Origin of the sequence: Yersinia sp. 2540 StPb PI (assembly GCF_052217165.1) — a bacterium.
GTDB classification, from domain to species: Bacteria; Pseudomonadota; Gammaproteobacteria; order Enterobacterales; family Enterobacteriaceae; genus Yersinia; species Yersinia enterocolitica_E.
The window spans coordinates 44,850-69,437 of the sequence record NZ_JAZGQC010000001.1 but is presented as its reverse complement, the minus strand read 5'-3'; the positions used below and the strand labels follow the sequence as shown (position 1 = coordinate 69,437).

Here is a 24,588-nt window from a genome sequence, read left to right as displayed (position 1 = left end):
AATAGGAGTATTTATGGCCAAAAATTCGCGTTCTCAATGGATAGCCAAAAATCTACAGCGTTTACTGAATGTGGGGTTGATTGCATTGGCCGCTATTTTGGTGGTCTTTTTGATAAAAGAAACCTTCCATCTTGGTAAGGTCTTATTCGTCAATAATCAGGATGCATCTTCTTACATGCTGATTGAAGGGATTGTAATTTATTTCCTGTACTTTGAGTTTATTGCGTTGATTGTTAAGTATTTTGAGTCGGGTTATCACTTCCCGTTGCGCTATTTTATCTATATCGGGATCACCGCGATTATCCGCCTGATCATCGTTGATCATGAAAACCCGATCGATACGTTAATTTATTCCGGTTCGATATTGTTGCTGGTGGTGACCTTGTATTTGGCGAATACCGAAAGATTAAAAAGAGAATAAAAATGGCGGCCATTACGGCCGCCCTAAAGACACAGTACCAGAGGGAAAAAATACCCTTCTTACTTGAAATTGTAGCTTTGTTTACTGCACTATCTCACCCGAATCACTGACCTAAGTCAGCTCATCGGGATTAATGAGCCTCAAAGAGGCTCACCCTGCGGGCTAGCATAAATGCTGTTCAAATCGGTTTTCAACCGATTAGTCACTCGTTTGTTGCCTTGCTACAATTCCAATTACGTTGGGTATTGGGTGATGAAATTTTGAATGATGATATCGTTAACCCTTCACCCCACCTGCCGTTAAGCCACCTACCAGCCAGCGTTGTGCCAGCAGGAAGACTGCGGTGATGGGAATGGCAGACAGCACCGCAGCAGCGGCGAAATCGCCCCACAGATAGTTTTGCGGATTCAGATATTGCTGCATACCCACTGCCAGCGTGTAGCTGTTCACATCACGCAATAGCAGCGATGCCACCGGGACTTCGGTGATAGCGGCGATAAACGACAGAATAAACACCACGGCTAAAATCGGCACCGACAGGGGTAACAGCACCAGCCGGAAAGCTTGCCATGGGGTCGCGCCATCCAGTGCTGCGGCTTCTTCCAGCGAGTTATCAATGGTTTCGAAATAGCCTTTGATGGTCCAGACGTGCAGGGCAATACCGCCCATATAAGCAAAAATGACCCCGCCGTGGGTATTCAGCCCGATAAATGGCAGATACTGCCCGATACGGTCGAATAATGCATATAACGCCACCAGCGACAGCACTGCTGGGAACATCTGGAAGATCAACATGCCTTTCAGCAGGGTGCTTTTACCGCGAAAACGCATGCGAGCAAAGGCGTAAGCGCAGGTAGTGGAGAGCGTGACAATCCCAATGGCGGTAATGACCGCAATCTTGATGGAGTTCCATAACCACAACATCACCGGGAATGGTGGTGGGGTTACGCTGCCATCAGCATGAGTCACACTCATACCCAGTGCCAGTTTCCAGTGTTCCCATGAAATTTGATCCGGGATCAAGCTACCGGTCGCAAAGTTACCAGGCCGCAGCGAGATGGTAATCACCATCAGCAACGGGAACATAATCAGCGCGATAAAGCACAACATCAGAAAATGAGTGCCCCATAGACGCAAACGCTGGGATTTAGGTTGAACCATTGCCATTTGCATCTCCTCCTTAGTCAAAGTTCATTTTGCTGGCTTTCAGATTCAGTATCGCGAGCGCGCCGACCAGAATGAAAATCAGGGTGGCAATCGCTGCCGCCAAGCCAAAGTCCTGGCCGCCGCCCCCTTCAAAGGCAATACGGTAGGTGTAGCTGACCAGCAAGTCGGTATAGCCTGCTGGCGTGGTGGTGCCAATCATATCCGGGCCGCCATTGGTCAATAACTGAATCAACACAAAGTTGTTAAAGTTAAAGGCGAAGCTGGCAATCATCAGCGGCGTCAGCGGCTTAATCAGCAGTGGCAACGTGATGCGGAAGAAGTTCTGGAACGGGCCTGCGCCATCCATTGCCGAGGCTTCATATAAGTCCTCGGGAATCGCTTTGAGTAGCCCCATGCACAGAATCATCATGTAGGGATAGCCGAGCCAGGTGTTGACGATTAAAATCATGCTTTTCGCGGTAATGGGGTCACTGAACCAGGCGGGCTTGATGCCAAACAGGCTACTTAGCATCAGGTTGATTTCACCAAAGCTTTGGTTAAATAACCCTTTGAAAATCAAGATTGAAATAAACGATGGTACCGCATAGGGCAGTATTAACAGCACGCGATAAACCGCTTTGCCTTTCAACGAGTCCCATTGCACCACACAAGCTAAAACCATACCGACGGCAACTGTCAGTACCACGGTCAGTAGCGAGAAAATAATGGTCCAGATAAAGATGGAGATAAAAGGCTTCTGTATCCCTTCATCATGCAGCACCCGCAGGAAGTTTTTCCAGCCGATAGTGACGGTAAAGCCAGGACTGAGTTTTTCGTTTTGCCACTGGCCGTCGGCGTTAATGGCTTGGTAAAAACCGACATCAGGGTTTGGCCGATAGATAACCCCGGTTTGCTGATTGAGCAGCTCTTTACCGTCAGCGCCCAGTTTATAGAGCGGGCTGGTCGCTGAAAACTGGCGCAGTGAACTCATGCGCAGTTCGCCACTACTGGGCAGCAGTGCCACCAACTCAGCGAGTGCCTGGCGATTCTGAGTAATGATACGCAGTGACGCGCGTTCGCCGGTCTGTTCAGTGCTGGTGGGGGCGACTGTGACTTTTTTCTCACCCGTCGTATCAAGGCTGAAAGGCGCGGAAATCAGAACAGAGCTGTCATCAGGGTTGGTAAGCTGCAAACGCCATTGGTTATCACTGGGATAAAGGCCAAAGGTAAAGGTTTTACCGGTCTGAAACTGCCGATCCATTAATACTGATTGGGCACGCTCAAAGGTTAATTGGTTGGTACTGCTGTAGTTGGTAAAAGCGATGGCGATAGTGCAAATCAGTGGGAACAGCACAAACAGCCCCATACCTGCCACGCCGGGATAAACATAGCGCCAGGCATAGGCGCGACGATTGGCAAAGACATACAGCCCCAGACTCACCAAAATTAGCGTCACGATGGCAAAAAGATATTCACCCTGAGCATACATCAACACAATCAAATAGCAGGTAAATAGGCTTAATGTGCCGATAATCAGCCATTTAAGCACATCACTTTGCCACCAGGCGGTTTTCTTTTTATGACTTTCGAACTCGGTGTGGGATAACTGCATAAAACTCCCTTCATACTCTTCGTACTTGAAGTCGCAGCGGTGTTAGCTGCTCTCGCTCACCCGAATTACTTACTTGTGTAAGCTTATCGGGATTAATAAGCCTCTTTGAGGCTCACCCTACGGGCCAGCATAAAATGCTGTTCAAATTAGTTTCAGCTAACTTGTCGTTCATTGGCTGCCTTGCTGCAACGTCAATTACTTTGAGTATGGTTATCGTGTTGCAGCAAGTGGTGTTGGGCACGACGAATCGTGCCCTTTTGCAGGTGAAACTGTTATTTGGTAATACGCGTTGCTGCGTCGTTCAATGCCGCTTCAACTGTCTGACGCCCGCTGATGGCGTTCAGTACCGCACTGCGGGTGGCATACCAGAAAGCCGCCATTTGTGGAATATTTGGCATGATTTCACCCTTGGTGGCGTTATCCATGGTGGCAGCAATGCGTGGATCTTTTGCCAGTTGTTCCTGGAATGATTTCAGTGCTACTGCGCCCAGAGGTTTGTCTTTATTCACTTCAGCCAGACCCTGATCAGTTAACAGGTAGTTCTCCAGGAATTCAGTTGCCAGTTCTTTATTCGGGCTGGCGGCGTTAATACCGGCAGTCAACACGCCGACGAACGGTTTGGATGGCTGGCCGTGGAAGGTTGGCAGCAAGGTCACACCGTAATTGATTTTGCTCTTATCAATGTTGGACCATGCCCATGGGCCATTGATGGTCATTGCTGTTTCGCCTTTGTTGAAGGCCGCTTCTGCAATGGAGTAATCTGTATCGGCATTGATGTGCTTGTTCTTCACCAAATCGACAATAAATTGTAGACCCGCTTTCGCGCCAGCATTGTTCACGCCAACGTTTTTCACATCATATACACCGTTTTCGAGTTTGAAGGCATAGCCACCGTCAGCGGCGATAACCGGCCAGGTGAAGTAGGGTTCTTGCAGGTTCCACATGATGGCGCTCTTGCCATTGGCACGCAGGGTTTTATCCAGCGCTGGGATTTCTTCCCACGTTTTTGGTGCTTCTTTCACTAAGTCTTTATTGTAAATCAGCGACAGTGCTTCAACCGCGACCGGGTAACCAATCAGTTTGCCATTAAAGCGAACGGCGTCCCAAGTGAACGGGAACAGTTTGTCTTGGAAGGCTTTAGAAGGGTGCAATTCAGCCAGTAAACCGGATTGTGCGTAACCGCCAAACCGGTCATGAGCCCAGAAGATAATATCCGGGCCATCGCCAGTGGCAGCCACTTGCGGGTATTTTTCTTCCAATTTATCTGGATGCTCGATAGTGACTTTGATGCCGGTATCTTTCTCGAACTTCTTACCGACTTCCGCCAACCCGTTATAACCTTTATCGCCATTGATCCAGATAACCAGTTTACCTTCTTCAATCTTGGCAAAAGCAGAGGAAGAGAGCACCAGCGTGGCTAATGCTGAAAGAGCCAAAACACGTGCGGTCTTACCAATGCCGGATTTTGTGAAGCTGCGAGTCATAATCCAATCCTTTTATCCAATTTTGTGGGTATCGACTTTCTTGTGAATCATTAGCTGCGAATTCTGTAGCCCATTTTCAGGCTGGTGTAGCCGTGAATCACTAAGTGAGGAGGGTGTGGCAGCGCTGCAAAAATGTTGGGCTGCAAATTATTTATTACACTGACCAAAACACTACGCCGACATATTGAGTCACAACCGGATACACCATCATCCTCCCCCCCTCTACGCCCCCCAGCAGGTTATTGTGACCCAGTTAACACTGCTGCCTATTCTGTGGTGTCAGACACAATAATGCAGGTCGAAATTTGCAAGCCAGATCACGTATTTGTCTTTCCAGTGGAACTTCTGCCCACGCGGGTCGTTCCCTCATCCTCCCATCTCCTCCCCCATGAAAAACTTTGTTACGGATGATTACCAAATAGTGCCACTCGCGCACTATCGGCAGCATTGAAACACCGTCGCCAACAAAATGTGGTTGTTCGGTTAATTATCACCCAGACAGATCAGCACCTTGAAGCGTTAAGCAATGTGCAGCCCTATACTCAGGCCGCGACGTCGTCCGAGGCAACCTGCTCTAAGCATGGCGGTACGACGCGCAGTGCGAGAGTCATCAGGGGCTGGGAGTAATCGATGGGTTATGCCGGGGTTTGCTTCCGCCATTTTTCTTCATTCAGGTTCATATGAAAAGTTGTTTGCGTAAGCAAAGGAGTAACAGATGGCTAATGTAACGCTGAGCGGCGTTTATAAGGCCTTTGGTGAGGCGGTGATCTCCAGAGATATCAATCTGGAAATCGATGACGGTGAGTTTGTGGTGTTTGTTGGCCCATCAGGGTGTGGAAAGTCAACGCTGCTGCGGATGATTGCCGGTCTTGAGGACATAACCTCGGGTGAGTTGCTGATTGGTGGCAAGCGGATGAACGAAGTGCCGCCGTCTGAACGCGGTATTGGCATGGTGTTTCAGTCATATGCACTTTATCCCCATCTGTCTGTAGCAGAGAACATGTCGTTCGGCCTGAAATTGGCGGGTGCGAAGAAAGCCGAAATTAACCAACGGGTGAATCAGGTAGCCGAAGTGCTGCAACTGGCTCACCTGCTGGACCGGCGGCCAAAAGCGCTATCCGGTGGTCAACGCCAGCGTGTGGCAATTGGCCGGACACTGGTCGCTGAGCCGGATGTATTCCTGCTCGATGAACCCCTGTCCAACCTGGATGCGGCACTGCGGGTGCAGATGCGCATTGAGATCTCGCGCCTCCACAAGCGCCTGCAACGCACCATGATTTACGTCACCCATGACCAAGTGGAAGCGATGACGCTGGCAGACAAGATTGTGGTGCTGGATGCCGGCAATGTTGCGCAGGTCGGCAAGCCGCTGGAGCTGTATCACTACCCAGCTAATCGCTTTGTTGCGGGCTTTATCGGCTCGCCAAAAATGAATTTTTTACCGGTTAAAGTGACCGCCGTTGAACCTCGTCAGGTACAGATTGAACTGCCAAATCCAAATGGCCAGTTAGTGTGGCTGCCGGTGGAAGGTACTCAGGTTCAGGTCGGTGCAAATATGTCTTTGGGTATTCGCCCGGAACATCTGCTGCCAAGCAGTGCCTCTGAAGTCACGCTGGAAGGTGAGATTCAGGTGGTAGAACAACTGGGTAATGAAACTCAAATTCACATCCAAATCCCGGCAATACGTCAGAACCTGGTCTACCGCCAGAACGACGTGGTGCTGGTAGAAGAAGGTGCAACATTCGCTATTGGCCTGCCGCCGCAACGCTGTCATCTGTTCCGTGAGGACGGCACTGCGTGTAAGCGGTTGTACCAGGAACTGGGCGTCTAGCCACAGCAGAATGTAAAGCACGCATGCCGACAGGCAAATATAACAGGAGATTACTGATGACTACTCTGCGCAAGTTACCGATAGCACTGGCTGTTGCCGCTGGTGTTCTTTCTACTCAAGCTATGGCTGTTGATTTCCACGGGTATGCACGTTCCGGTATCGGTTGGACAGGAAGCGGTGGCGAACAGCAATGTTTCAAAGCCACTGGCGCCCAAAGTAAATACCGTCTGGGTAACGAGTGTGAAACGTATGCGGAAATTAAATTAGGCCAGGAATTGTGGAAAGAAGGCGACAAGAGCTTCTACTTCGATACCAACGTGGCGTATTCCGTTTCACAACAGAATGACTGGGAGTCAACATCTCCTGCATTCCGTGAGGCTAACGTGCAGGGTAAAAACCTGATCGAATGGTTACCGGGTTCCACCATGTGGGCCGGTAAACGCTTCTATCAACGTCATGACGTCCATATGATTGACTTCTACTACTGGGATATTTCAGGTCCAGGTGCAGGTGTAGAAGCTATTGATCTGGGCTTCGGTAAGTTATCTCTGGCAGCAACCCGTAACTCAGAAGCGGGTGGTTCAAGTGCCTGGATCGATAATGCCCGTAAAGATGCTGACCACACTGCTAATGATGTGTTCGATGTGCGTTTAGCCGGTTTAGAAACTAACCCAGGCGGCACCTTGGAGTTTGGTGTGGATTATGGCCGCGCCAATACTCAGGACGACTACGCGTTAGCTCCTGATGCCTCTAAAGATGGTGCCATGCTGACGGTTGAACATACCCAAAGCATGATGGGTGGTTTTAACAAGTTCGTGGTGCAATACGCAACAGATTCAATGACATCATCACAATCAGGTCACTCTGAAGGTGCAAACGTTAATAACAACGGTAACAGATTACGTGTTATCGACCACGGTGCCATCAACCTGGCTGAGAAGTGGGACATGATGTACGTCGCGTTGTATCAGGACACTGACTGGGACAACCAAAACGGCACCACGTGGTACAGCGTGGGGGTGCGTCCGATGTACAAATGGACCCCAATCATGAGTACCTTGCTGGAAGCAGGCTACGACAATGTTAAGTCACAACGTACCGGTGACCGTAACGGCCAGTACAAACTGACCCTGGCACAACAGTGGCAGGCAGGCGATAGCATCTGGTCACGCCCGGCAATTCGTGTCTTCGCAACTTATGCCAACTGGGATGAGAAGTGGGGCTATAACGATGTCAGCGGTAGCGCGGACAACGGTCTGGCACAAAATGGGACTATCGGTACTGATAGCCGCGGTAAGAGCAACGAAGTCACCTTTGGTGCGCAATTCGAAGCTTGGTGGTAACAGCATGATGCAGCCGCCCTTTGGGGCGGCTGTTTGATTGTTTAAACAAGAAAAGTGAGATGCCCTAAATAATTCGAGTTGCAGCCAACGCCCATGCAGCTTGAAGTATGATGGGGATTTGGTTAACTCTGCCGACCTTGCCTGTGCACAGTTAGCGCTGACGCTCAATGTATGAGGGTAATAACAATGAAAAAGAATCTACTGTCACTTTGTCTGGCATTGGCTTTAGGGGTTACAGCACCTCTGGCGGTGCAAGCAGAGTCAACTATTTCTCCGGCGAATGTTTCTATCGCGCCGACGATCAGTACCGCCACCTTACAGCAGTTACCATGGCAGCCATTAGTGCCACCGACTACGCAGGACATCAAACTGACTGCGGCGAGTCCACAAATCTCTCAAGAGAATGTTGAAGGGGCTGTTGCCGCTTTTGCTTTACCCGCCGATCGTGGATCGATGGAGATTACACTTAGCAGTTTAGTGACTGATAATCAGCTTTTTTCCCCTAGCGTTTTAGTGCTGGACGAGCAAATGCGCCCAGCGGCTTACTATCCGTCCAGCTATTTCACTTATGAAAAAGCGGGCATTATGACCAGTGATCGTCTGCAAGGGGTGATGAAACTGACCCCGGCACTGGGCCAGAAACAAATTTATTTGCTGGTTTACACCACCCGTGACGATTTGGCAAAAACCACCAAGCTGCTGGACCCAGCCAAAGCTTATGCCATGGGTGTCGGTAATGCGGTACCGGATATTCCAGATCCAATCGCTAAACACACCCCGACAGGCAACCTGAAAATCAAGGCCACTGCTGAGCAGGGGATGGGCAACGTTATGATTGGCTTAATACAGTCAGCACCGGCTTCGGCTCCAGTCGTGGTAGGCAGCGCGGTTCAACCTACACCAGCTGCAGTACCCGCACCGATAAAACCTGCGGAGCCAATGCTGAGTGAGACTGAAAACTACTTCAACCAGGCGATTAAAGATGCGGTGAAAGCCGGTGATGTCGATAAGGCGCTGAAATTGTTGAACGAGGCGGAACATTTGGGCTCAACTTCAGCCCGAAAAACCTTTATTGGTAGTGTAAAAGGCAAGGGTTAAATCCCGGCACTGCCGAATATGGCTAGATGGTTGGTGCGCTTTGGCGCACCTTTTTTCGTTGGGTCTTATATACAGCTACTGCCGTTCGCAACGCCTCGTTTTGCTATTGGTTATCTTCGCGACACCCTGTTGTGGTTAATTCTGCTTTAAATCTCAAACTCACTTATTTAGTTTTTTGCCAGAAAGAAAAAGATTAAGTGAGAATGTAAAAGACATGCGATTGAGCTTGCGCCGATATCATCAATTGAATGATTGTCTATCCCTTCGATTTGCAGACGATAAAAGCGGAAATTAGCAGTTTAAACCCGGTGAAAGCATTTTATTTTTTCCGGAGAGGGGGCATGTTATTACCATTGTGCAAACTGCCAACAAAGAAGGATTATACGTTTTTGATACAAATTTAATAAATGTAGAACAGCTTAATTCAATGGTGCCGAAGATAAGACAATTATATGAAAATTTGACTCCTGAGCTGATCACCCAGGGAGACAATACCTACCTTTCTGGACAAGAGGCGGCAGATTTACTTGAGATGTACTTCAGGCCGTCCAGTCGACATGATAACTCTGGTGCGGCAATTATCCGTTATAAGGGATGGGTTCCCCTAACTCATCAATAATAGAAAACAATTCGATAAAATTACGTCCTTTGTTGGTCATAATAAAAAGTAACCTGATGTCGCGGGATCCTCAATCTGCGCTACAATGTCCCCTTCTTTACGAATTAGCGGGGAGAGTCTTTTCTCCCCGGCAGGGAGCAAGCTAGATGTCTACCGGCGATGCATCAATTATAAAACCTATCCAATGGTGTGCCATTGACCAGCCCAATTTTCCTGCTGATATCGCTGATTGGTTGATGGAATTGGGGTCGATGACCCGGCGTTTTGAGCAATATTGCCAACGAGTCCATGTCGAACCCCAGCGAGAATGCTTTATTACGCGTAATGAGTTAGGGGAAGATGCAGAACACTTACCTGTAAGCGAACGCTATTGGCTACGGGAAATCATTTTGTGTGGTGATAATGAACCCTGGCTGCTTGGTCGCACGGTTATCCCCGAGCAGACACTGTCTGGCCCAGATAGGGCGCTGGTGGATTTGGGCACCCTCCCACTCGGGCGCTATTTATTTGGTGGGGACAATTTAAGCCGTGATTATATTCAAGTGGGGCGGCAGAATGAACTTTGGGCGCGCCGCTCATTGCTGCGTCTGTCAGGCAAACCCCTGTTACTGACGGAAGTTTTTTTACCGGCCTCGCCACTGTATGCGGTTTAAGCCGTAGTAAGATTTTGGAGATGGATAAATTGAAGGGAAGTACTGTTCAGACCAAATGGCAGGCTTATTGCCGTTTAATGCGGATTGATAAGCCTATTGGCTCGTTATTGCTATTGTGGCCGACGCTGTGGGCATTATGGCTGGCGGGACAGGGTATCCCAGAAACCAAAATACTGATTGTGTTTGTGTTGGGTGTATTTTTTATGCGTGCGGCTGGTTGTGTCGTCAATGATTATGCTGACCGAAATATTGATGGCTTTGTAAAACGCACGGCATCCCGCCCGTTACCCAGTGGTATTATCAGTGAACGAGAGAGCAAAATCCTGTTTGTGGTATTGGTACTGCTCTCGTTTGGTCTGGTGTTAACCCTTAATAGCATGACCATTTGGTTATCATTGGCAGCATTGGCGTTAGCCTGGATTTATCCGTTTATGAAGCGGGTCACTCATCTACCCCAAGTGGTATTAGGCGCAGCTTTTGGTTGGTCAATTCCGATGGGATTCGCTGCGGTGAGTGAGAGCTTACCCTTGGTTTGTTGGCTGTTATTGCTGGCGAACATCTGCTGGACCGTCGCTTATGACACGCAATACGCAATGGTTGATCGCGACGATGACCTGAAAATTGGGGTTAAGTCCACGGCGATTTTATTTGGTCAACATGACAAGCTGATTATAGGTTTGCTGCAACTGGCTACACTTGTGTTGATGGTTGCTATCGGCTGGCTGATGGGGTTGGGCGGCGCATTCTATTGGTCAATCCTGCTGGCGGGTGCCTTGTTTATCCACCAACAAAAGATGATTGTGCAGCGTGACCGCGACGCCTGCTTCCGTGCGTTTTTGAATAATAATTACGTAGGGCTGGTGTTGTTTTTAGGGATTCTGATTAGTTATTGGCAGTAAATACGTTTCTGGAAAACAGTCAAAAAAATGGCCAGATGATGAATCCGGCCATTTTTGTTTAGCGTCTTGAGGAATCAATCTTCCGATTTATCCTCTGCCTCGGATTCTGGCCGTTGATTGCTGGTTTCGGCTGGCATACTGACACTCTCGATAGTCAGTTTCACTTCCGGCGTCATCAACGCACTCAGCATATTGTAAACTTCCAACGTATGTTCCTGAACCGCGTCACCACTGTCACTGATATAACCCTCTTCGCGCAAGGTACCGACCAGTGTTGAAAATACCGCTTTATCGAAGAATTCTGGTGCGTTAATCCCGTGCAGAACAGACAATCGCTGCGCCATGATACGGCTCTCTTTCTCCAGCGCCCCACGGTTAATGCTCGGATTGGCACTGAACAGCGACAGGGTAATCGCGTATCGTTGCAGGGTTTCCCGCACACCGGCGGCCAGTAATTGCAGTGGGCGAATTCGGGCCGGATTCAGCACTAGTTCGGTCCCTTTGTCACAAATCAACTGCTGGCGGGCCAGTTCATCTATCAGCGTGTCCAGCGTCTGTGGTAACTGCTCTTTGCTGTAATGCAGGAACAGTTCAGCTTTCAACATCGGATAAATCATACTGATTTGGCGCAACAATTCGTCACGGGTAATGCGGCGGTGGTACATCACCATGCTGGCTATCAGTGACGGTAGCATCAGTAAGTGCTGGATATTATTGCGATAATAGGTCATCAGCACGGCTTGTTCCCGTGGCAGGATGATAATGTCACCAATGTTGTCTTTCTCCACCTCAAACTTATTCATATTCAAGGCGTGATTAAGTAACTCTTCCGGTGTTTTATCCGGCACAGTGACATCTTTCGCATACGGCACATTACGCATCAGTTGCAGATAGCAATCAAGTTGCTCAAGCAACTGCTCACGGGTGAGTGAACGCTGACGTGAGGCTAACAATGCGGTAGAACACAAGTTCATGGCATTCGCTGCTGCCGCATTATTTATTCTCACCATGATTTTACCGGCCAAATCATTTACCGCCGGTGTTAGCCAGCTTGGGCGCTGAGCTTCAATCGGATCAATGGCATCACGCCATTGCGGTACATTGGTGTTCAGATAGGTGGTCAACGGGATCGGTTCACCAAAGTTGACATAGCCCTGACCGAGGTTACGCAACTTGCGCAAGCCCCGCAGCATCTGCAACAGGTTCTCTTTCTCTTTGGTCGCACCACGCAGCTCTTTGGCATAGGTACCCACTTCCATCACATGTTCGTAACCGATATAAATCGGCACCAAAGTGATTGGACGTGAGCCACCACGCAACATCGCCTGAATGGTCATCGACAGTGTGCCGGTTTTTGGCTCCAGCAGGCGGCCGGTACGTGAGCGCCCTCCTTCAACAAAGTATTCAACTGAATAACCACGGGTGAACAGTTCACCTAAATACTCGCGGAAAACCGTTGAATAGAGTTTGTTGCCTTTAAAGGTGCGACGAATAAAGAACGCGCCCAAACGGCGGAAGATAGGCCCGGCAGGCCAGAAGTTAAGGTTAATCCCGGCGGCAATATGCGGCGGCACCAGCCCTTGATGATAAAGCACGTAGGAGAGCAGCAGATAATCCATATGGCTGCGATGACAAGGCACATAGACGATTTCATGGCCATCTTGCGCCAACTGCCGCACCCGTTCTGCATTATGGACGTTAATACCTTGATACAAACGGTTCCACGTCCAGCTCAATACTCTGTCAGAGAGACGCACGGCTTCATATGAGAAGTCGGCTGCGATCTCTTCCATCAGCGTAATGGCATTTTGCTGTGCTTTCTCATGGGAGATTTTCTTGGTCCGCGCTTCATCGGCGACGGCCTTTTCAATCGCCTTTGAGGTCAGCAACTTTTTGAACAGATCCTGCCGGGCAGGCAGACTAGGGCCAACCGCTGCCAGGCGTTGACGGGAGAAGTGCATCCGCGCTACGCGAGCCAGTTTGTGGGCGATAGTTTTATCGGTACCGTGCTCGCTGGCCATCCTGCGCAGTGAAACTGTGGTAGAGAAACGCACAAAACTATCGCGACCCAGCCACAATACCGCGAAGAATTTTTGCACTCCGTTAAGCACGCGCAGATGGGGTGTTCCGTGGCCTTCACGCCCCGGCGAACGACCAAACATCACGGAAACCGGTAACATCTGGATATCTAACTCGGGATTATTGCGGTGCAAATCCAGATAGTCGTGGAACAGCTTTACCGATTCCTGTTTAGGCGCGTAGTAGCGAAAGACCCGCGGGCCATTATCGATAAACACATGGCTGGGCAGTTGCACGCCATCGATTTCCAATGGAATCAATGGGTCGGGCAGGTCTTGTGCTTGACACTGCGCTCGCAAAGTCAGCAAATCAGCCTTAGAATTGTAAGGCAAAACGTACAGAATAGGACGAGAGGGGTCTAGCCCTAACTCAGTCACAGGGTCTGCCGGAATAACCTTGCTTTTTACCAACATTTTAAGTGGTAAATTCAATAACTTATAATATATTTTACGCCAACCTGACATAACTACATGAAGCCTCTTGTTAGCAATTCGTCGCAAGGATACCAGAAACTGGTTTTGAGATCTGTGGTGATAAGACAACAGAAAGCGGCAAAAATCATCATTAACTTAAGATAAAGGCAATAAAACATGGCGAATCAATCAACAGGGCTGGCCCGAGTCTATAAAGCGGCCGGTTATTCTGTGAAAGGCTTAACGGCTGCCTGGAAAAACGAAGCGGCATTTCGTCAGGAAGCTGTTGCTGCCATAATCGCTATCATACTGGCCTTCTGGCTGGATGTAGATGCTATCGCACGCCTTTTATTAATTGGTAGCGTGGTTTTAGTGATCATTATCGAAGTCATTAACAGTGCGATTGAGGCGGTAGTGGACAGGATTGGCAGTGAGTTCCATGAGCTATCGGGCCGCGCCAAAGATATGGGGTCCGCGGCAGTATTCCTCGCTATCTTGTTAGCGTTATTTGTTTGGATAACCGTACTTTGGCAGCATGCTGGTTAACGTTATGCCGAACAATGCCGCAGAAATAAGCTGTGATTAATCCCTGTTTTTATTCACTCTTTGGTTCCCAACACCCGCATACCTGTATATACTCACAGCAAGACTGTATAAACAAACAGGGGGCGGAATGAAAGCACTTACTACCAGACAGCAAGAGGTTTATGACCTGGTTCGCGATCACCTAGCGCAAACCGGCATGCCACCGACCCGTGCCGAAATTGCGCAGCGTCTGGGGTTTCGCTCTCCTAACGCCGCTGAAGAGCATTTAAAAGCACTGGCCCGTAAAGGCGTCATTGAGATTGTTTCTGGCGCTTCCCGTGGCATTCGTTTGCTGATGGAAGAAGAAGACGGCCTGCCACTGATTGGTCGGGTTGCCGCAGGTGAACCTTTGCTGGCACAGCAGCATATCGAAGGGCACTACAAAGTAGACCCATCAATGTTTAAACCGAGTGCAGATTTTCTGTTGCGGGTTAATGGGATGTCGATGAGAGATATCGGTATTCTGGATGGCGACCTATTAGCGGTGCATAAAACGCAAGATGTGCGTAACGGGCAAGTGGTCGTGGCACGAATTGATGATGAAGTGACGGTAAAACGCTTGAAAAAACAAGGTAATATCGTACAGCTTCTGCCAGAAAATAGTGAGTTCCAACCGATTATTGTCGATCTGCGCGAACAAAGCTTTACCATTGAAGGATTGGCCGTCGGTGTTATCCGTAATGGCGACTGGATCTAACATTAGCGTTTTATATTGAACTGATAAGCCGTTCCTGCTCAGGAGCGGCTTTTTATTATGAATGACCCCATTAAACGATTCAGATACCCAAAATAATTGACGTTGCAGGTAGGCAGCCGCAAAGAAGCTCGCTAATTCCGATCAATGCTAACGACAAGTAGATGATTCGGATGACAAATCTGCGGGGAGAAAATTTGAATGCTGCTTGCAGCGGCCTCTCAGAGGTGATGTCTGGGAAGGGGCCAAGTAACAAGTACAGCTAGCCTGCTACAGCTCCAAGTATGGAAAAGTTATTTAGATTGAGACGATTCCGACAATAAGTTATTACCTACTGTTTTAACTGAATAATATCAGTGCTTATTTTTACTTTATAGCTATAATCTCAGTGATTAATATTATCCTGGCTTTAATTGCTAGTATCCTCTGCTATAGTTATTCGTACGGTAAGCGAAACAACGAAGTTTAATTTTAAATTATGACTGTGAGTGACTAATTTAAATGTGGTTGTTTTTCTCAATAGAGAATGTTTATCGTATTGAATTAAATAAACTGACTAATCCCAAGGTAACGGAGATATTATGAATAAAGATCAAGCCGACGGTAACTGGAAGCAGTTTAAAGGTAAAGTGAAAGAAAAATGGGGCAAGCTGACTGACGATGACTTAACGGTAATCGAAGGTAAGCGTGACCAGCTAGTGGGTAAAATCCAGGAGAAATACGGCTATCAGAAAGAGCAAGCCGAGAAAGAAGTCAAAGCCTGGGAAGACCACAGTAAATATCGCTGGTAACAGCATTAAATGGAATTAAATTGATATTGATATAAATTAATCGGGTTTCTCGTTTCATAGAATATGTATTGTTAATCAACCCCGTCTTGTTATTGGTGTATCAACTCCAATTATACTGAAGCGGTGAGGTTATTTTAATAAAAGCTATTCTAGCTAACCTGTATTTATATCTACGTCTGCACACGGATGTGCCTTATTATTAATTATTACCCTGTCGCATTGCTCGCGGCAGTCTGCTTTTTATTAACTGATATATACCCACCAGGGATTTATATCTAAAGTAATTGTAGAGCAGCTAACATTGCAGCAACTTCAATTAGGTACGCAGCTATTTCTTTTTAGTGACAATAGAGTGGTCATGGTCACAATGCTCATGGCTTTCGCATGCTTCAACTTCCCCGCATTCAGCACATAAACCGTGCGCTTCAACCACACTGTGACGCAGTACAAAACCTGATTGTTTTGCTAACTGTGCCAATGCCTCTTCAATGCCCACTGTAGTGCGTTCAGTGACTATTTTGCACCGATCACAGATAAATAGCGCTGAAGTATGGGTTGGCTCTTCAAAATGATGACATAACACATAACTATTAGCCGACTCGACGCGGTGAATAAACCCTTGCTCCAGCAAAAAATCCAATGCGCGATAAACAGTTGGAGGCTTGGCTTGTGGCTCAGACACACGCAACAAATCCAACAGGTCATAGGCACTGATTGCGCCAGGTTGTTGTGCCATTAAGCGTAGTACTTCAAGACGTTGCGGTGTCAGCCGGACGTTACGTTGTTGACACAGACTTTCAGCCTGAGCCAGCAGCTTTTCCTCATCGATAGGTTTCATTATATCCATCCCGCAGCATTTGAATTGAATTGATTTTACCATATTTAGCGTTAATCGCCGAGAGGTGAAAAAACGAGGGGAAGGTGGGTATCACACTTTTGTTAATTCACAGGATTCGATGACAGAACGATCAGTCGTAGAGTTCAATTATCACACAGGCAGCTATGGTCAGCTTCTATGGTATAATTAGTCATTCCATCCCTTTGTAGGGTTCGCTCGGCGGGCAACTTCAAAGGGTATTTGATGAAATAATAACCGATGAAATCACCGTAAATGCACGCAGCCCAGACTTTTTCCAGCACCCCGGCCAATAAGCCACACTACCCCCTACAACGTTTCTCCGTCGCGCCGATGCTCGATTGGACCGATCGTCATTGCCGTTATTTTCATCGTTTGTTAACCAAGCAGACCTTGTTATATACCGAAATGGTCACCACCGGTGCCATTATTCATGGTAAAGCTGACTATCTGGCTTATAGCGAACAGGATCATCCGGTGGCACTGCAACTTGGAGGCAGTGACCCGCAGGCGCTGGCCCATTGTGCCAAATTGGCTGAACAACGCGGCTACAATGAAATAAACCTAAATGTGGGTTGCCCGTCTGATCGGGTACAAAATGGTCGTTTTGGCGCTTGCCTGATGGGTGAGGCTGAACTGGTCGCTGACTGCATTAAAGCTATGCGCGATGTGGTTTCTATTCCTGTCACCGTTAAAACTCGTATCGGCATTGACCAACTGGATAGCTATGAGTTCTTGTGCGAGTTTGTGCAAACGGTGGCGGACCGTGGCGAATGCGATATCTTTACCATTCATGCTCGCAAAGCCTGGCTCTCAGGGCTTAGCCCGAAAGAGAACCGTGAAGTGCCACCGCTGGATTATGAGCGGGTTTATCAGCTCAAGCGTGATTTCCCAACACTGACTATTGCCATTAATGGTGGTGTGAAAACGCTGGCTGAAGCCAAAGAGCATCTTAAACATCTTGATGGGGTAATGATGGGCCGTGAAGCCTACCAAAATCCAAGCATTTTGACCCAAGTGGATCGCGAACTATTTGATGTGAATGCCCCAGTGGTCGATAGCATTAAGGCGATTGAAGCGCTTTATCCTTATATCGAACAGGAGTTGTCTCGCGGCGCTTATTTGGGCCACATCACCCGGCATATTCTTGGGATTTTTCAGGGAATTCCTGGTGCGCGTCAATGGCGTCGTCATCTAAGCGAAAATGCCCATAAGCCAGGTGCTGGCGTTGCTGTAGTAGAGCAAGCCTTAGCGCTGGTCACTCGGCCTTATACCCTTCGTCCTTGAAGTCGCAGGGTTGTTAGCTACGCTAGTTACTCGGCCCATCCGGTGGGCCTCGCAAGGCGAGGCCGCTGCAAGCAGCGTTCAAATCTGCTCCCGGCAGATTTGTCACCCAAATCACTTGACTGTGTAAGCTCATCGGGATGCGTTCACTTGCTGCCTACCTGCGACGCCAATTACTTTGGGTATAATAGAATAGTAAATTAGCTATAAGTTAGTCAAATTGACCATGCCTATCCATTTTTCTGGTAGGCATTAATATTACTTAATCAGTAAATTCAATGAATTAGCCGATATGTTAAAGTTGGCATGCTTCTTGTAGTACTTCTTATAAAATCCCCGATTTGTTCGTTATATTTAATGATGTGGTTGTGGGACATACACCCTTATTAAGGAGCCAGCCATGTTTGAAATTCTCTTTGTTATCGGCTTTTTTGTCATGCTGATGGTAACCGGTATTTCCCTGTTAGGGATCTTCGCTGCATTGCTGGTGGCTGCTGCTTTTATGATGGTGGGTGGCTTATTCGTCATGATGATTAAGCTGCTACCTTGGTTGATTCTGGCGGTTGTGGCGGTCTGGATATGGCGTTCGATGCAGAAACCGATAGTCCGGCGTTACTAAAATTTCCCTTTCTTGCGGTAGCGATCACAGCCTGAAAGATTAGTGGGGCGAATCAGAGGGAAAACGTATTTTTTCTCGGGCGTGCTTGCTAGGATGCTAACCGATACGATTTGGTATCGCATTTTCATCCCTGCCAGAGGTAAAAATAGCCGTATAAACGGCAGTTAGCTCTGACAGAATACGCTGCTGTACCCCTACATGTGCATCAAAGAAAGCGTTGTAAAGAAGGGCTCCTTAATCGGAGCCCTTTGTTTTTTCAACAATATTACCTTAGGAATGGCCAAACAACTCAGGGTATCAGTAAGCTGGATCCTGTGGTCTGGCGGCTTTCTAGGATTTGATGGGCACGGTGAGCATCACGCAACGGGAATTGCTGTGCTTTTGCCACATCGACATTAATGGCTCCGCCAGCAATCAGTGAAAACAGTTCGTGGCTGGCACTTGCTAACTCTTGCCGATTGGTGACATAAGTGTTGAGGGAGGGGCGAGTAACATATAGCCCGCCTTTTTGGTTCAGGATGGCAAGATCTACTCCTGTCACTGGGCCGGAGGCATTACCGAAACTCACCATCAAGCCTCTGCGCTTAAGGCTATTAAGCGAATCCAGCCAGGTACTTTTCCCAACCGAGTCATACACCACACCCACTTTCTCGCCATTCGTCAGCTCTGCCACCCGTTCGGCGATATTTTCTGTACGATAGTTAATCGTGGCCCAGGCGCCAGCGGCTTTTGCCAATTCGGCCTTTTCATCAGAGCCAACACTGCCGATAAGCTTAGCACCAAGCGCTTTCGCCCACTGGCAAGCAATTAGCCCGACACCACCCGCCGCCGCATGGAATAGGAATACCTCACCCGGTTTTATCTCGTGGGTTTGGCGCAACAGATAGTGGACGGTCAGCCCTTTGAGGAATGATGCTGCGGCCTGCTCGAAAGAGATGTTGTCAGGAAGTATGGCAATCTTCTCTGCCGCAACATTATGCACTTCGCTGTAAGCCCCGAGAGCTGATTGGGCATATACCACCCGGTCACCGACGTTGATTGTGTTAACCGACGAACCAACTTTGGTGACAATTCCCGCCGCCTCTGTTCCCAACCCACTAGGAAACTGTGATGGTGAATAAAGCCCACTGCGAACATAAGTATCGATATAGTTAATACCGATCGCTTTGTTTTCTACCTGAACTTCATGTGCTGCAGGGTCAGAAGGGGTGAAGTCAAGGTATTGCAACACTTCCGGCCCGCCAGTGGTACTGAATTGGATATGCTTTGCCATGGTAGCTCCTATAGATAGGTGTATTTTCACCCTACAGGGTTCTGCTCGGAGTGCCAAGATCTGGCTAATACCGATATGTAATAGGGAATATTATTACCTCTGCGAATAAGACGGTACTGCAATGTGAGCGGCATTTTTTTCCTCATCACCGAACTTTCTGAACTCATCAGCTCCATTCATTTGCGGTCTACCTGCAACTCCAATTACTTTGTGTATATACTAGGCCGTTATATTTTCTATTCGATATTTTCCTATCGCAACAAAGGTAAAGAACACTCTTCATGGCCGCAAAAAAACCAACCAACAATATGACAGAGCCACGAGACCGCCAGATGGAAGGGCTGAAACTCCCGCCTCATTCGCTGGAGGCAGAGCAGTCCGTGTTGGGCGGTTTGATGCTGGATAATGAACGCTGGGATAATGTGTCAGAACGCGTTGCCAGCAATGACTTCTTCAGCCGCCCGCATCGCCGAATCTTTACTGAAATGCAGCGTTTGCTGGAAAACAGCAAACCGATCGATTTGATCACCTTATCTGAGTCGCTAGAGCAAAAAGGCGATCTGGATTCGGTGGGGGGATTTGCCTATCTGGCAGAGTTATCGAAAAACACCCCAAGTGCGGCGAATATTGGTGCCTATGCTGATATCGTGCGCGAACGTGCGGTAGTTCGTGAAATGATCTCGGTCGCCAATGAGATAGCTGACGCCGGTTATGATCCTCAAGGGCGTAGCAGTGAAGATCTGCTGGATTTGGCTGAATCCAAAGTGTTTCAGATAGCTGAAAGCCGTGCCAGTAAAGATGAAGGGCCGAAAAGTGTCGATCAAATCCTCGAAGCCACGGTCGCGCGAATTGAGCAACTTTATCAGCGGCCCCATGATGGGGTGACCGGTGTTTCAACCGGCTTTACCGACCTTGATAAAAAAACCGCCGGATTACAGAAATCAGATTTGATCATTGTCGCCGCACGTCCATCAATGGGTAAAACCACGTTTGCGATGAACTTGTGTGAAAACGCCGCGATGATGCAGGAAAAACCGGTATTGATCTTTAGTTTGGAGATGCCCGGCGATCAGATCATGATGCGTATGCTGGCGTCGCTGTCACATGTTGACCAGACCCGTATCCGAACCGGCCAACTCGATGATGAGGATTGGGCGCGTATTTCCAGCACCATGGGTATATTGATGGAAAAACGCAATATGTACATCGATGACTCATCCGGTCTGACACCGACAGAAGTGCGCTCCCGCGCGCGGCGTATTTTCCGCGAACATGGTGGTTTGAGTCTGATTATGATCGACTACCTGCAATTGATGCGGGTACCGTCTCTTTCAGATAACCGAACGTTGGAAATCGCCGAGATTTCGCGCTCACTCAAAGCACTGGCGAAAGAGTTGCAAGTCCCGGTAGTGGCGTTATCACAGCTTAACCGTAGTTTGGAGCAACGTGCTGATAAACGGCCAGTTAACTCCGACTTACGTGAATCCGGCTCTATCGAACAAGATGCGGACTTAATCATGTTTATCTATCGTGACGAGGTGTATCACGAGAACAGTGATGAGAAAGGGATCGCGCAGATTATTTTGGGTAAACAGCGTAACGGTCCGATCGGATCTGTCCGGCTGAAATTTAACGGTCAATGGTCGCGCTTTGATAACTATGCCGGTCCACAGTACGACGACGAATAGTTTCCCCTTAGTCCTTGACGCTGCAGGGTTGTTAGCGGCGATGACTCACGCGGAACCCTCGCTGGCAGGCGACCTGCAACATCAGGTTCTTTGGGTATAACATCAATTATTAAGGATAAGAAATGAAAGCGGCAACAGCAGTAATCGACCGCCGCGCTCTGCGACATAACTTGCATCAGGTACGGCGCATGGCGCCACAAAGCCGCCTGATTGCTGTTGTGAAAGCAAACGCTTATGGCCACGGGTTATTAGAAACAGCACATACTTTGCAGGATGCCGATTGCTATGGCGTCGCGCGCATCGGCGAAGCTCTGATGCTACGTTCTGGCGGAATTGTAAAACCTATTCTACTGCTGGAAGGGTTTTTTACCGCAGAGGACTTGCCTATTCTGGTGGCTAACCGGATTGAAACCGCAGTACACAGTATTGAACAATTAGAAGCGCTGGAAGCGGCCAATCTCCCTGCTCCGATCAATGTCTGGATGAAGCTCGATACCGGTATGCATCGTTTAGGAGTCCGTCCTGAGCAGGCCGAAGCCTTCTACCAGCGGCTATGTGCTTGCGGCAACGTTAGTCAGCCAGTTAATATTATGAGCCACTTCAGTCGTGCCGACGAACCTGAAGTGGCTACTACCCGCCAGCAACTGGCGTGTTTTGACGCCTTTGCTATTGGCAAACCGGGTAAACAGTCTATTGCTGCATCTGGCGGTATTTTGCTGTGGCCGCAAGCGCATCGTGATTGGGTTCGTCCCGGTATCATACTGTATGGCGTTTCGCCGCTGGATGAACCTTATGCCAGCCATTTTGGTCTACTGCCAGCGATGGCATTAAAATCCAGCCTGATTGCTGTACGTGAACATAAAGCCGGTGAGCCAGTGGGCTACGGCGGTACTTGGGTCAGTGAACGTGATACGCGTCTGGGTGTGGTGGCGATTGGTTACGGTGATGGTTATCCGCGCAGCGCACCATCGGGTACGCCGATGTGGGTCAATGGCCGCGAAGTGCACATTGTGGGGCGGGTATCGATGGACATGATTTCAGTTGATCTTGGGCCAGATAGCAGCGACAAAGTCGGTGATGAAGTGCTGTTGTGGGGCGCGGATTTACCGGTTGAGAAGATCGCCGCTTACACCGGTATCAGTGCCTATGAATTGATCACCAAGCTGACCTCCCGAGTAGCGATGGAATATTTAGGGGAATAAGGTAAGCTGACTAATCAAGGTATAGACAATTATTATCAATCCAGGAGAGCAGCGCCGTGTTCCAAAATGTTGATGCCTATGCAGGTGACCCGATCCTGTCATTGATGGAGAGTTTTAAAGCCGATAGCCGGGCACATAAAGTGAATCTGAGTATCGGGCTTTATTACAATGAGCAGGGTGAGATCCCGCAAATGCAGGCAGTGGATACCGCTGAAACCCAATTGAATGCTCAGCCACATGGGACACCGGTTTACTTGCCGATGGAAGGTCTGCAATCTTATCGTACTGCTATTTTGCAGCTACTATTTGGCAGCGATCACCCTATGCTGGCTCAGCAACGAGTAGCGACTATCCAAACTGTCGGTGGCTCCGGTGCATTGAAAGTGGGTGCTGATTTCCTTCATTCCTATTTCCCAGATTCTCAGGTGTGGGTCAGTGACCCTACGTGGGAAAACCATGTCGCTATTTTCAGTGGCGCAGGGTTTAAGGTGAATACCTACCCGTACTTTGATAATGACAAGCTGGGCGTAAAATTCGATCAAATGCTGGCAACGTTGCAGCAGTTACCGGCCAGAAGCATTGTTTTGCTCCATCCTTGCTGCCATAACCCAACCGGATCTGATCTGACGAATGCACAGTGGGATCAGGTTATTGGCGCGGCTAAAGACCGGGATCTGATCCCGTTCCTGGATATTGCCTATCAGGGTTTTGGTGCTGGGCTGAATGAAGATGCTTATGCGATTCGAGCCATGGCGGCAGCGGAGTTACCCTGTCTGGTCAGTAACTCCTTCTCTAAAATCTTCTCTCTGTATAACGAACGGGTCGGTGGCCTTTCCGTGGTATGTGAAAGTGAAGAAGCTGCTGGTCGGGTATTGGGGCAACTGAAAGCCACGGTGCGGCGTAACTATTCCAGCCCGCCAAACTTTGGTGCACAGGTTGTTTCAAAAGTACTGCATGACAGCGAGTTACGGGCGCAATGGCAGGCTGAAGTGGAGCAGATGCGTCGGCGTATTATTGAAATGCGCAGCACGTTGGTGGAAGCCTTGAAGGCAGCACTACCCAATCGCAATTTTGATTACTTACTGCAACAGCGTGGCATGTTCAGCTATACCGGTTTTAGTGCCGCTCAAGTGGACCGTCTGCGTGACGAGTTTGGCGTGTATCTGATTGCCAGCGGCAGGATGTGTATGGCAGGCGTCAACCACAGCAATGTTCAGCGGGTAGCAGCTGCGTTTGCGGCAGTACAGTAATTAGAGATCCGCGTTATCTGAGACGACGAACTGTTTAAGGCGATAGAAATATCGCCTTTTTGCTTTATTTTTTCCACCATCTTTCCGTCACTTATCCACATAACCTGTCTGGTTAGCCCTCCGCCAATGGCTGTAAATAGATTAAAGAATATACTAAATAAGGTGGCAGCCCCATGCCCAATGATCATTCATCGCTCACAGTAAATCTTCTGTTATAAGTGCAAGCTAATACTTCAGCATGTTGCTGTATCCGATGGAATGAATACGCTATGAGGCCCTTTCGCTAGACGGCACTGGCCCATTACAGGAGATAACCCAATGAATAATTCAGCATTATTGGAATACTGCATGTCTAAACCGGGGGCAGAGCAGAGTGATCATGAGGAATGGCAGACCAATCAGATTAAAGTAGCCGATGTGATGTTTGCGATGGTGGGTGAAATTGGTGGGCGGCCCTCTATTTCGGTAAAAACCAGCCCTGAGTTGGCGGAGAGTTTGCGAGAGCAACATCCGGAGATCGTGCCGAGTGAACACTTGAATAAAGCGCACTGGAACACGGTGTTTCTGGATGGACAATTACCGAACTCACAATTTTACTCGTTAATTGACCGCTCTTATCAATTGGTATTGCAGGGGTTACCGGAACATAGGCGACAGGAGCTGGCTGTTTGATACCCCCTTGGTACTTGGAGTTGCAGGGTTGTTAGCCAGGTTCATTATTTGGCCCATCCTTGGGCCTGGCTGATTT

The 24,588-nt window shown here is 48.6% G+C and carries 21 protein-coding genes and 1 pseudogene; 16 read left to right on the top strand and 6 right to left on the bottom strand.

What is annotated here, in order from left to right:
* The first annotated feature begins 13 nt into the window (after positions 1-13).
* Positions 14-421, top strand: a complete 408-nt coding sequence (psiE, locus tag V1956_RS00325) for a phosphate-starvation-inducible protein PsiE (protein WP_004705335.1) — start codon at positions 14-16, stop codon at positions 419-421.
* Positions 422-697: 276 nt separating this feature from the next.
* Here the strand turns inward: psiE and malG are convergent, their stop codons facing one another.
* The 3 genes from malG to malE all read right to left on the bottom strand — a co-directional run bounded on the left by malG (position 698) and on the right by malE (position 4,663).
* On the bottom strand, positions 698-1,588 hold the full coding sequence (gene malG, locus V1956_RS00320) for a maltose ABC transporter permease MalG (protein ID WP_032907691.1): 891 nt from the start codon (positions 1,586-1,588) through the stop codon (positions 698-700).
* A gap of 13 nt (positions 1,589-1,601) precedes the next feature.
* Positions 1,602-3,179, bottom strand: coding sequence for a maltose ABC transporter permease MalF (gene malF / locus V1956_RS00315; RefSeq protein ID WP_420071142.1), 1,578 nt, complete (start codon positions 3,177-3,179; stop codon positions 1,602-1,604).
* 272 nt (positions 3,180-3,451) lie between these two features.
* On the bottom strand, positions 3,452-4,663 hold the full coding sequence (malE, locus tag V1956_RS00310; protein WP_083162101.1) for a maltose/maltodextrin ABC transporter substrate-binding protein MalE: 1,212 nt from the start codon (positions 4,661-4,663) through the stop codon (positions 3,452-3,454).
* Positions 4,664-5,134: 471 nt separating this feature from the next.
* Here malE and V1956_RS00305 point away from each other — a divergent pair.
* From V1956_RS00305 to ubiA, 6 genes and pseudogenes are all read left to right on the top strand, one after another.
* Positions 5,135-5,363 (top strand): annotated as a pseudogene (locus tag V1956_RS00305) (hypothetical protein).
* A 15-nt stretch (positions 5,364-5,378) separates the two neighbouring features.
* Positions 5,379-6,494 (top strand): maltose/maltodextrin ABC transporter ATP-binding protein MalK, encoded by a 1,116-nt coding sequence (gene malK / locus V1956_RS00300; RefSeq protein WP_005191494.1) that lies wholly within the window; start codon positions 5,379-5,381, stop codon positions 6,492-6,494.
* A 56-nt stretch (positions 6,495-6,550) separates the two neighbouring features.
* Entirely contained in the window at positions 6,551-7,837 is a 1,287-nt protein-coding gene (locus tag V1956_RS00295) for a maltoporin (RefSeq protein WP_442824718.1), read from the top strand.
* A gap of 186 nt (positions 7,838-8,023) precedes the next feature.
* Positions 8,024-8,935 (top strand): maltose operon protein MalM, encoded by a 912-nt coding sequence (gene malM / locus V1956_RS00290; protein ID WP_442824717.1) that lies wholly within the window; start codon positions 8,024-8,026, stop codon positions 8,933-8,935.
* 765 nt (positions 8,936-9,700) lie between these two features.
* Positions 9,701-10,207: a chorismate lyase gene (gene ubiC / locus V1956_RS00285; RefSeq protein WP_372560371.1), complete on the top strand. Its 507-nt coding sequence runs from the start codon at positions 9,701-9,703 to the stop codon at positions 10,205-10,207.
* 29 nt (positions 10,208-10,236) lie between these two features.
* On the top strand, positions 10,237-11,106 hold the full coding sequence (gene ubiA, locus V1956_RS00280) for a 4-hydroxybenzoate octaprenyltransferase (RefSeq protein WP_083164025.1): 870 nt from the start codon (positions 10,237-10,239) through the stop codon (positions 11,104-11,106).
* A 74-nt stretch (positions 11,107-11,180) separates the two neighbouring features.
* Here ubiA and plsB read toward each other — a convergent pair whose 3' ends face one another.
* On the bottom strand, positions 11,181-13,649 hold the full coding sequence (gene plsB / locus V1956_RS00275; RefSeq protein ID WP_442824716.1) for a glycerol-3-phosphate 1-O-acyltransferase PlsB: 2,469 nt from the start codon (positions 13,647-13,649) through the stop codon (positions 11,181-11,183).
* Positions 13,650-13,775: 126 nt separating this feature from the next.
* Here plsB and V1956_RS00270 point away from each other — a divergent pair, with 126 nt between their 5' ends.
* The 3 genes from V1956_RS00270 (at position 13,776) to V1956_RS00260 (ending at position 15,668) form a co-directional block, all read left to right on the top strand.
* Positions 13,776-14,144: a diacylglycerol kinase gene (locus tag V1956_RS00270; RefSeq protein WP_083162113.1), complete on the top strand. Its 369-nt coding sequence runs from the start codon at positions 13,776-13,778 to the stop codon at positions 14,142-14,144.
* A gap of 127 nt (positions 14,145-14,271) precedes the next feature.
* Complete coding sequence (gene lexA, locus V1956_RS00265; protein WP_005191485.1) at positions 14,272-14,880, top strand: transcriptional repressor LexA; 609 nt, start codon at positions 14,272-14,274, stop codon at positions 14,878-14,880.
* 578 nt (positions 14,881-15,458) lie between these two features.
* The gene (locus V1956_RS00260) at positions 15,459-15,668 is read left to right on the top strand and encodes a CsbD family protein (RefSeq protein WP_004391853.1); all 210 of its coding nucleotides are present in this window, start codon (positions 15,459-15,461) and stop codon (positions 15,666-15,668) included.
* 328 nt (positions 15,669-15,996) lie between these two features.
* Here the strand turns inward: V1956_RS00260 and zur are convergent, their stop codons facing one another.
* Entirely contained in the window at positions 15,997-16,506 is a 510-nt protein-coding gene (gene zur, locus V1956_RS00255; RefSeq protein WP_372560373.1) for a zinc uptake transcriptional repressor Zur, read from the bottom strand.
* Between the two features lie 273 nt (positions 16,507-16,779).
* Between zur and dusA the strand changes: the two genes are divergently transcribed.
* Complete coding sequence (gene dusA / locus V1956_RS00250; protein ID WP_372560374.1) at positions 16,780-17,811, top strand: tRNA dihydrouridine(20/20a) synthase DusA; 1,032 nt, start codon at positions 16,780-16,782, stop codon at positions 17,809-17,811.
* A 397-nt stretch (positions 17,812-18,208) separates the two neighbouring features.
* Entirely contained in the window at positions 18,209-18,427 is a 219-nt protein-coding gene (gene pspG / locus V1956_RS00245; protein WP_420071404.1) for an envelope stress response protein PspG, read from the top strand.
* A 289-nt stretch (positions 18,428-18,716) separates the two neighbouring features.
* On the opposite strand, the gene V1956_RS00240 is transcribed toward pspG, so the two are convergent.
* The gene (locus tag V1956_RS00240) at positions 18,717-19,700 is read right to left on the bottom strand and encodes a quinone oxidoreductase (RefSeq protein ID WP_372560375.1); all 984 of its coding nucleotides are present in this window, start codon (positions 19,698-19,700) and stop codon (positions 18,717-18,719) included.
* Positions 19,701-19,981: 281 nt separating this feature from the next.
* Here V1956_RS00240 and dnaB point away from each other — a divergent pair, with 281 nt between their 5' ends.
* The 4 genes from dnaB to V1956_RS00220 all read left to right on the top strand — a co-directional run bounded on the left by dnaB (position 19,982) and on the right by V1956_RS00220 (position 24,512).
* Positions 19,982-21,388, top strand: coding sequence for a replicative DNA helicase (gene dnaB / locus V1956_RS00235; RefSeq protein ID WP_005191462.1), 1,407 nt, complete (start codon positions 19,982-19,984; stop codon positions 21,386-21,388).
* Positions 21,389-21,510: 122 nt separating this feature from the next.
* Entirely contained in the window at positions 21,511-22,590 is a 1,080-nt protein-coding gene (gene alr / locus V1956_RS00230; protein ID WP_420074631.1) for an alanine racemase, read from the top strand.
* 56 nt (positions 22,591-22,646) lie between these two features.
* Entirely contained in the window at positions 22,647-23,840 is a 1,194-nt protein-coding gene (locus V1956_RS00225; RefSeq protein ID WP_420074632.1) for an amino acid aminotransferase, read from the top strand.
* 318 nt (positions 23,841-24,158) lie between these two features.
* Positions 24,159-24,512, top strand: coding sequence for an MmcQ/YjbR family DNA-binding protein (locus tag V1956_RS00220; protein WP_083162137.1), 354 nt, complete (start codon positions 24,159-24,161; stop codon positions 24,510-24,512).
* Positions 24,513-24,588 lie beyond the last annotated feature (76 nt).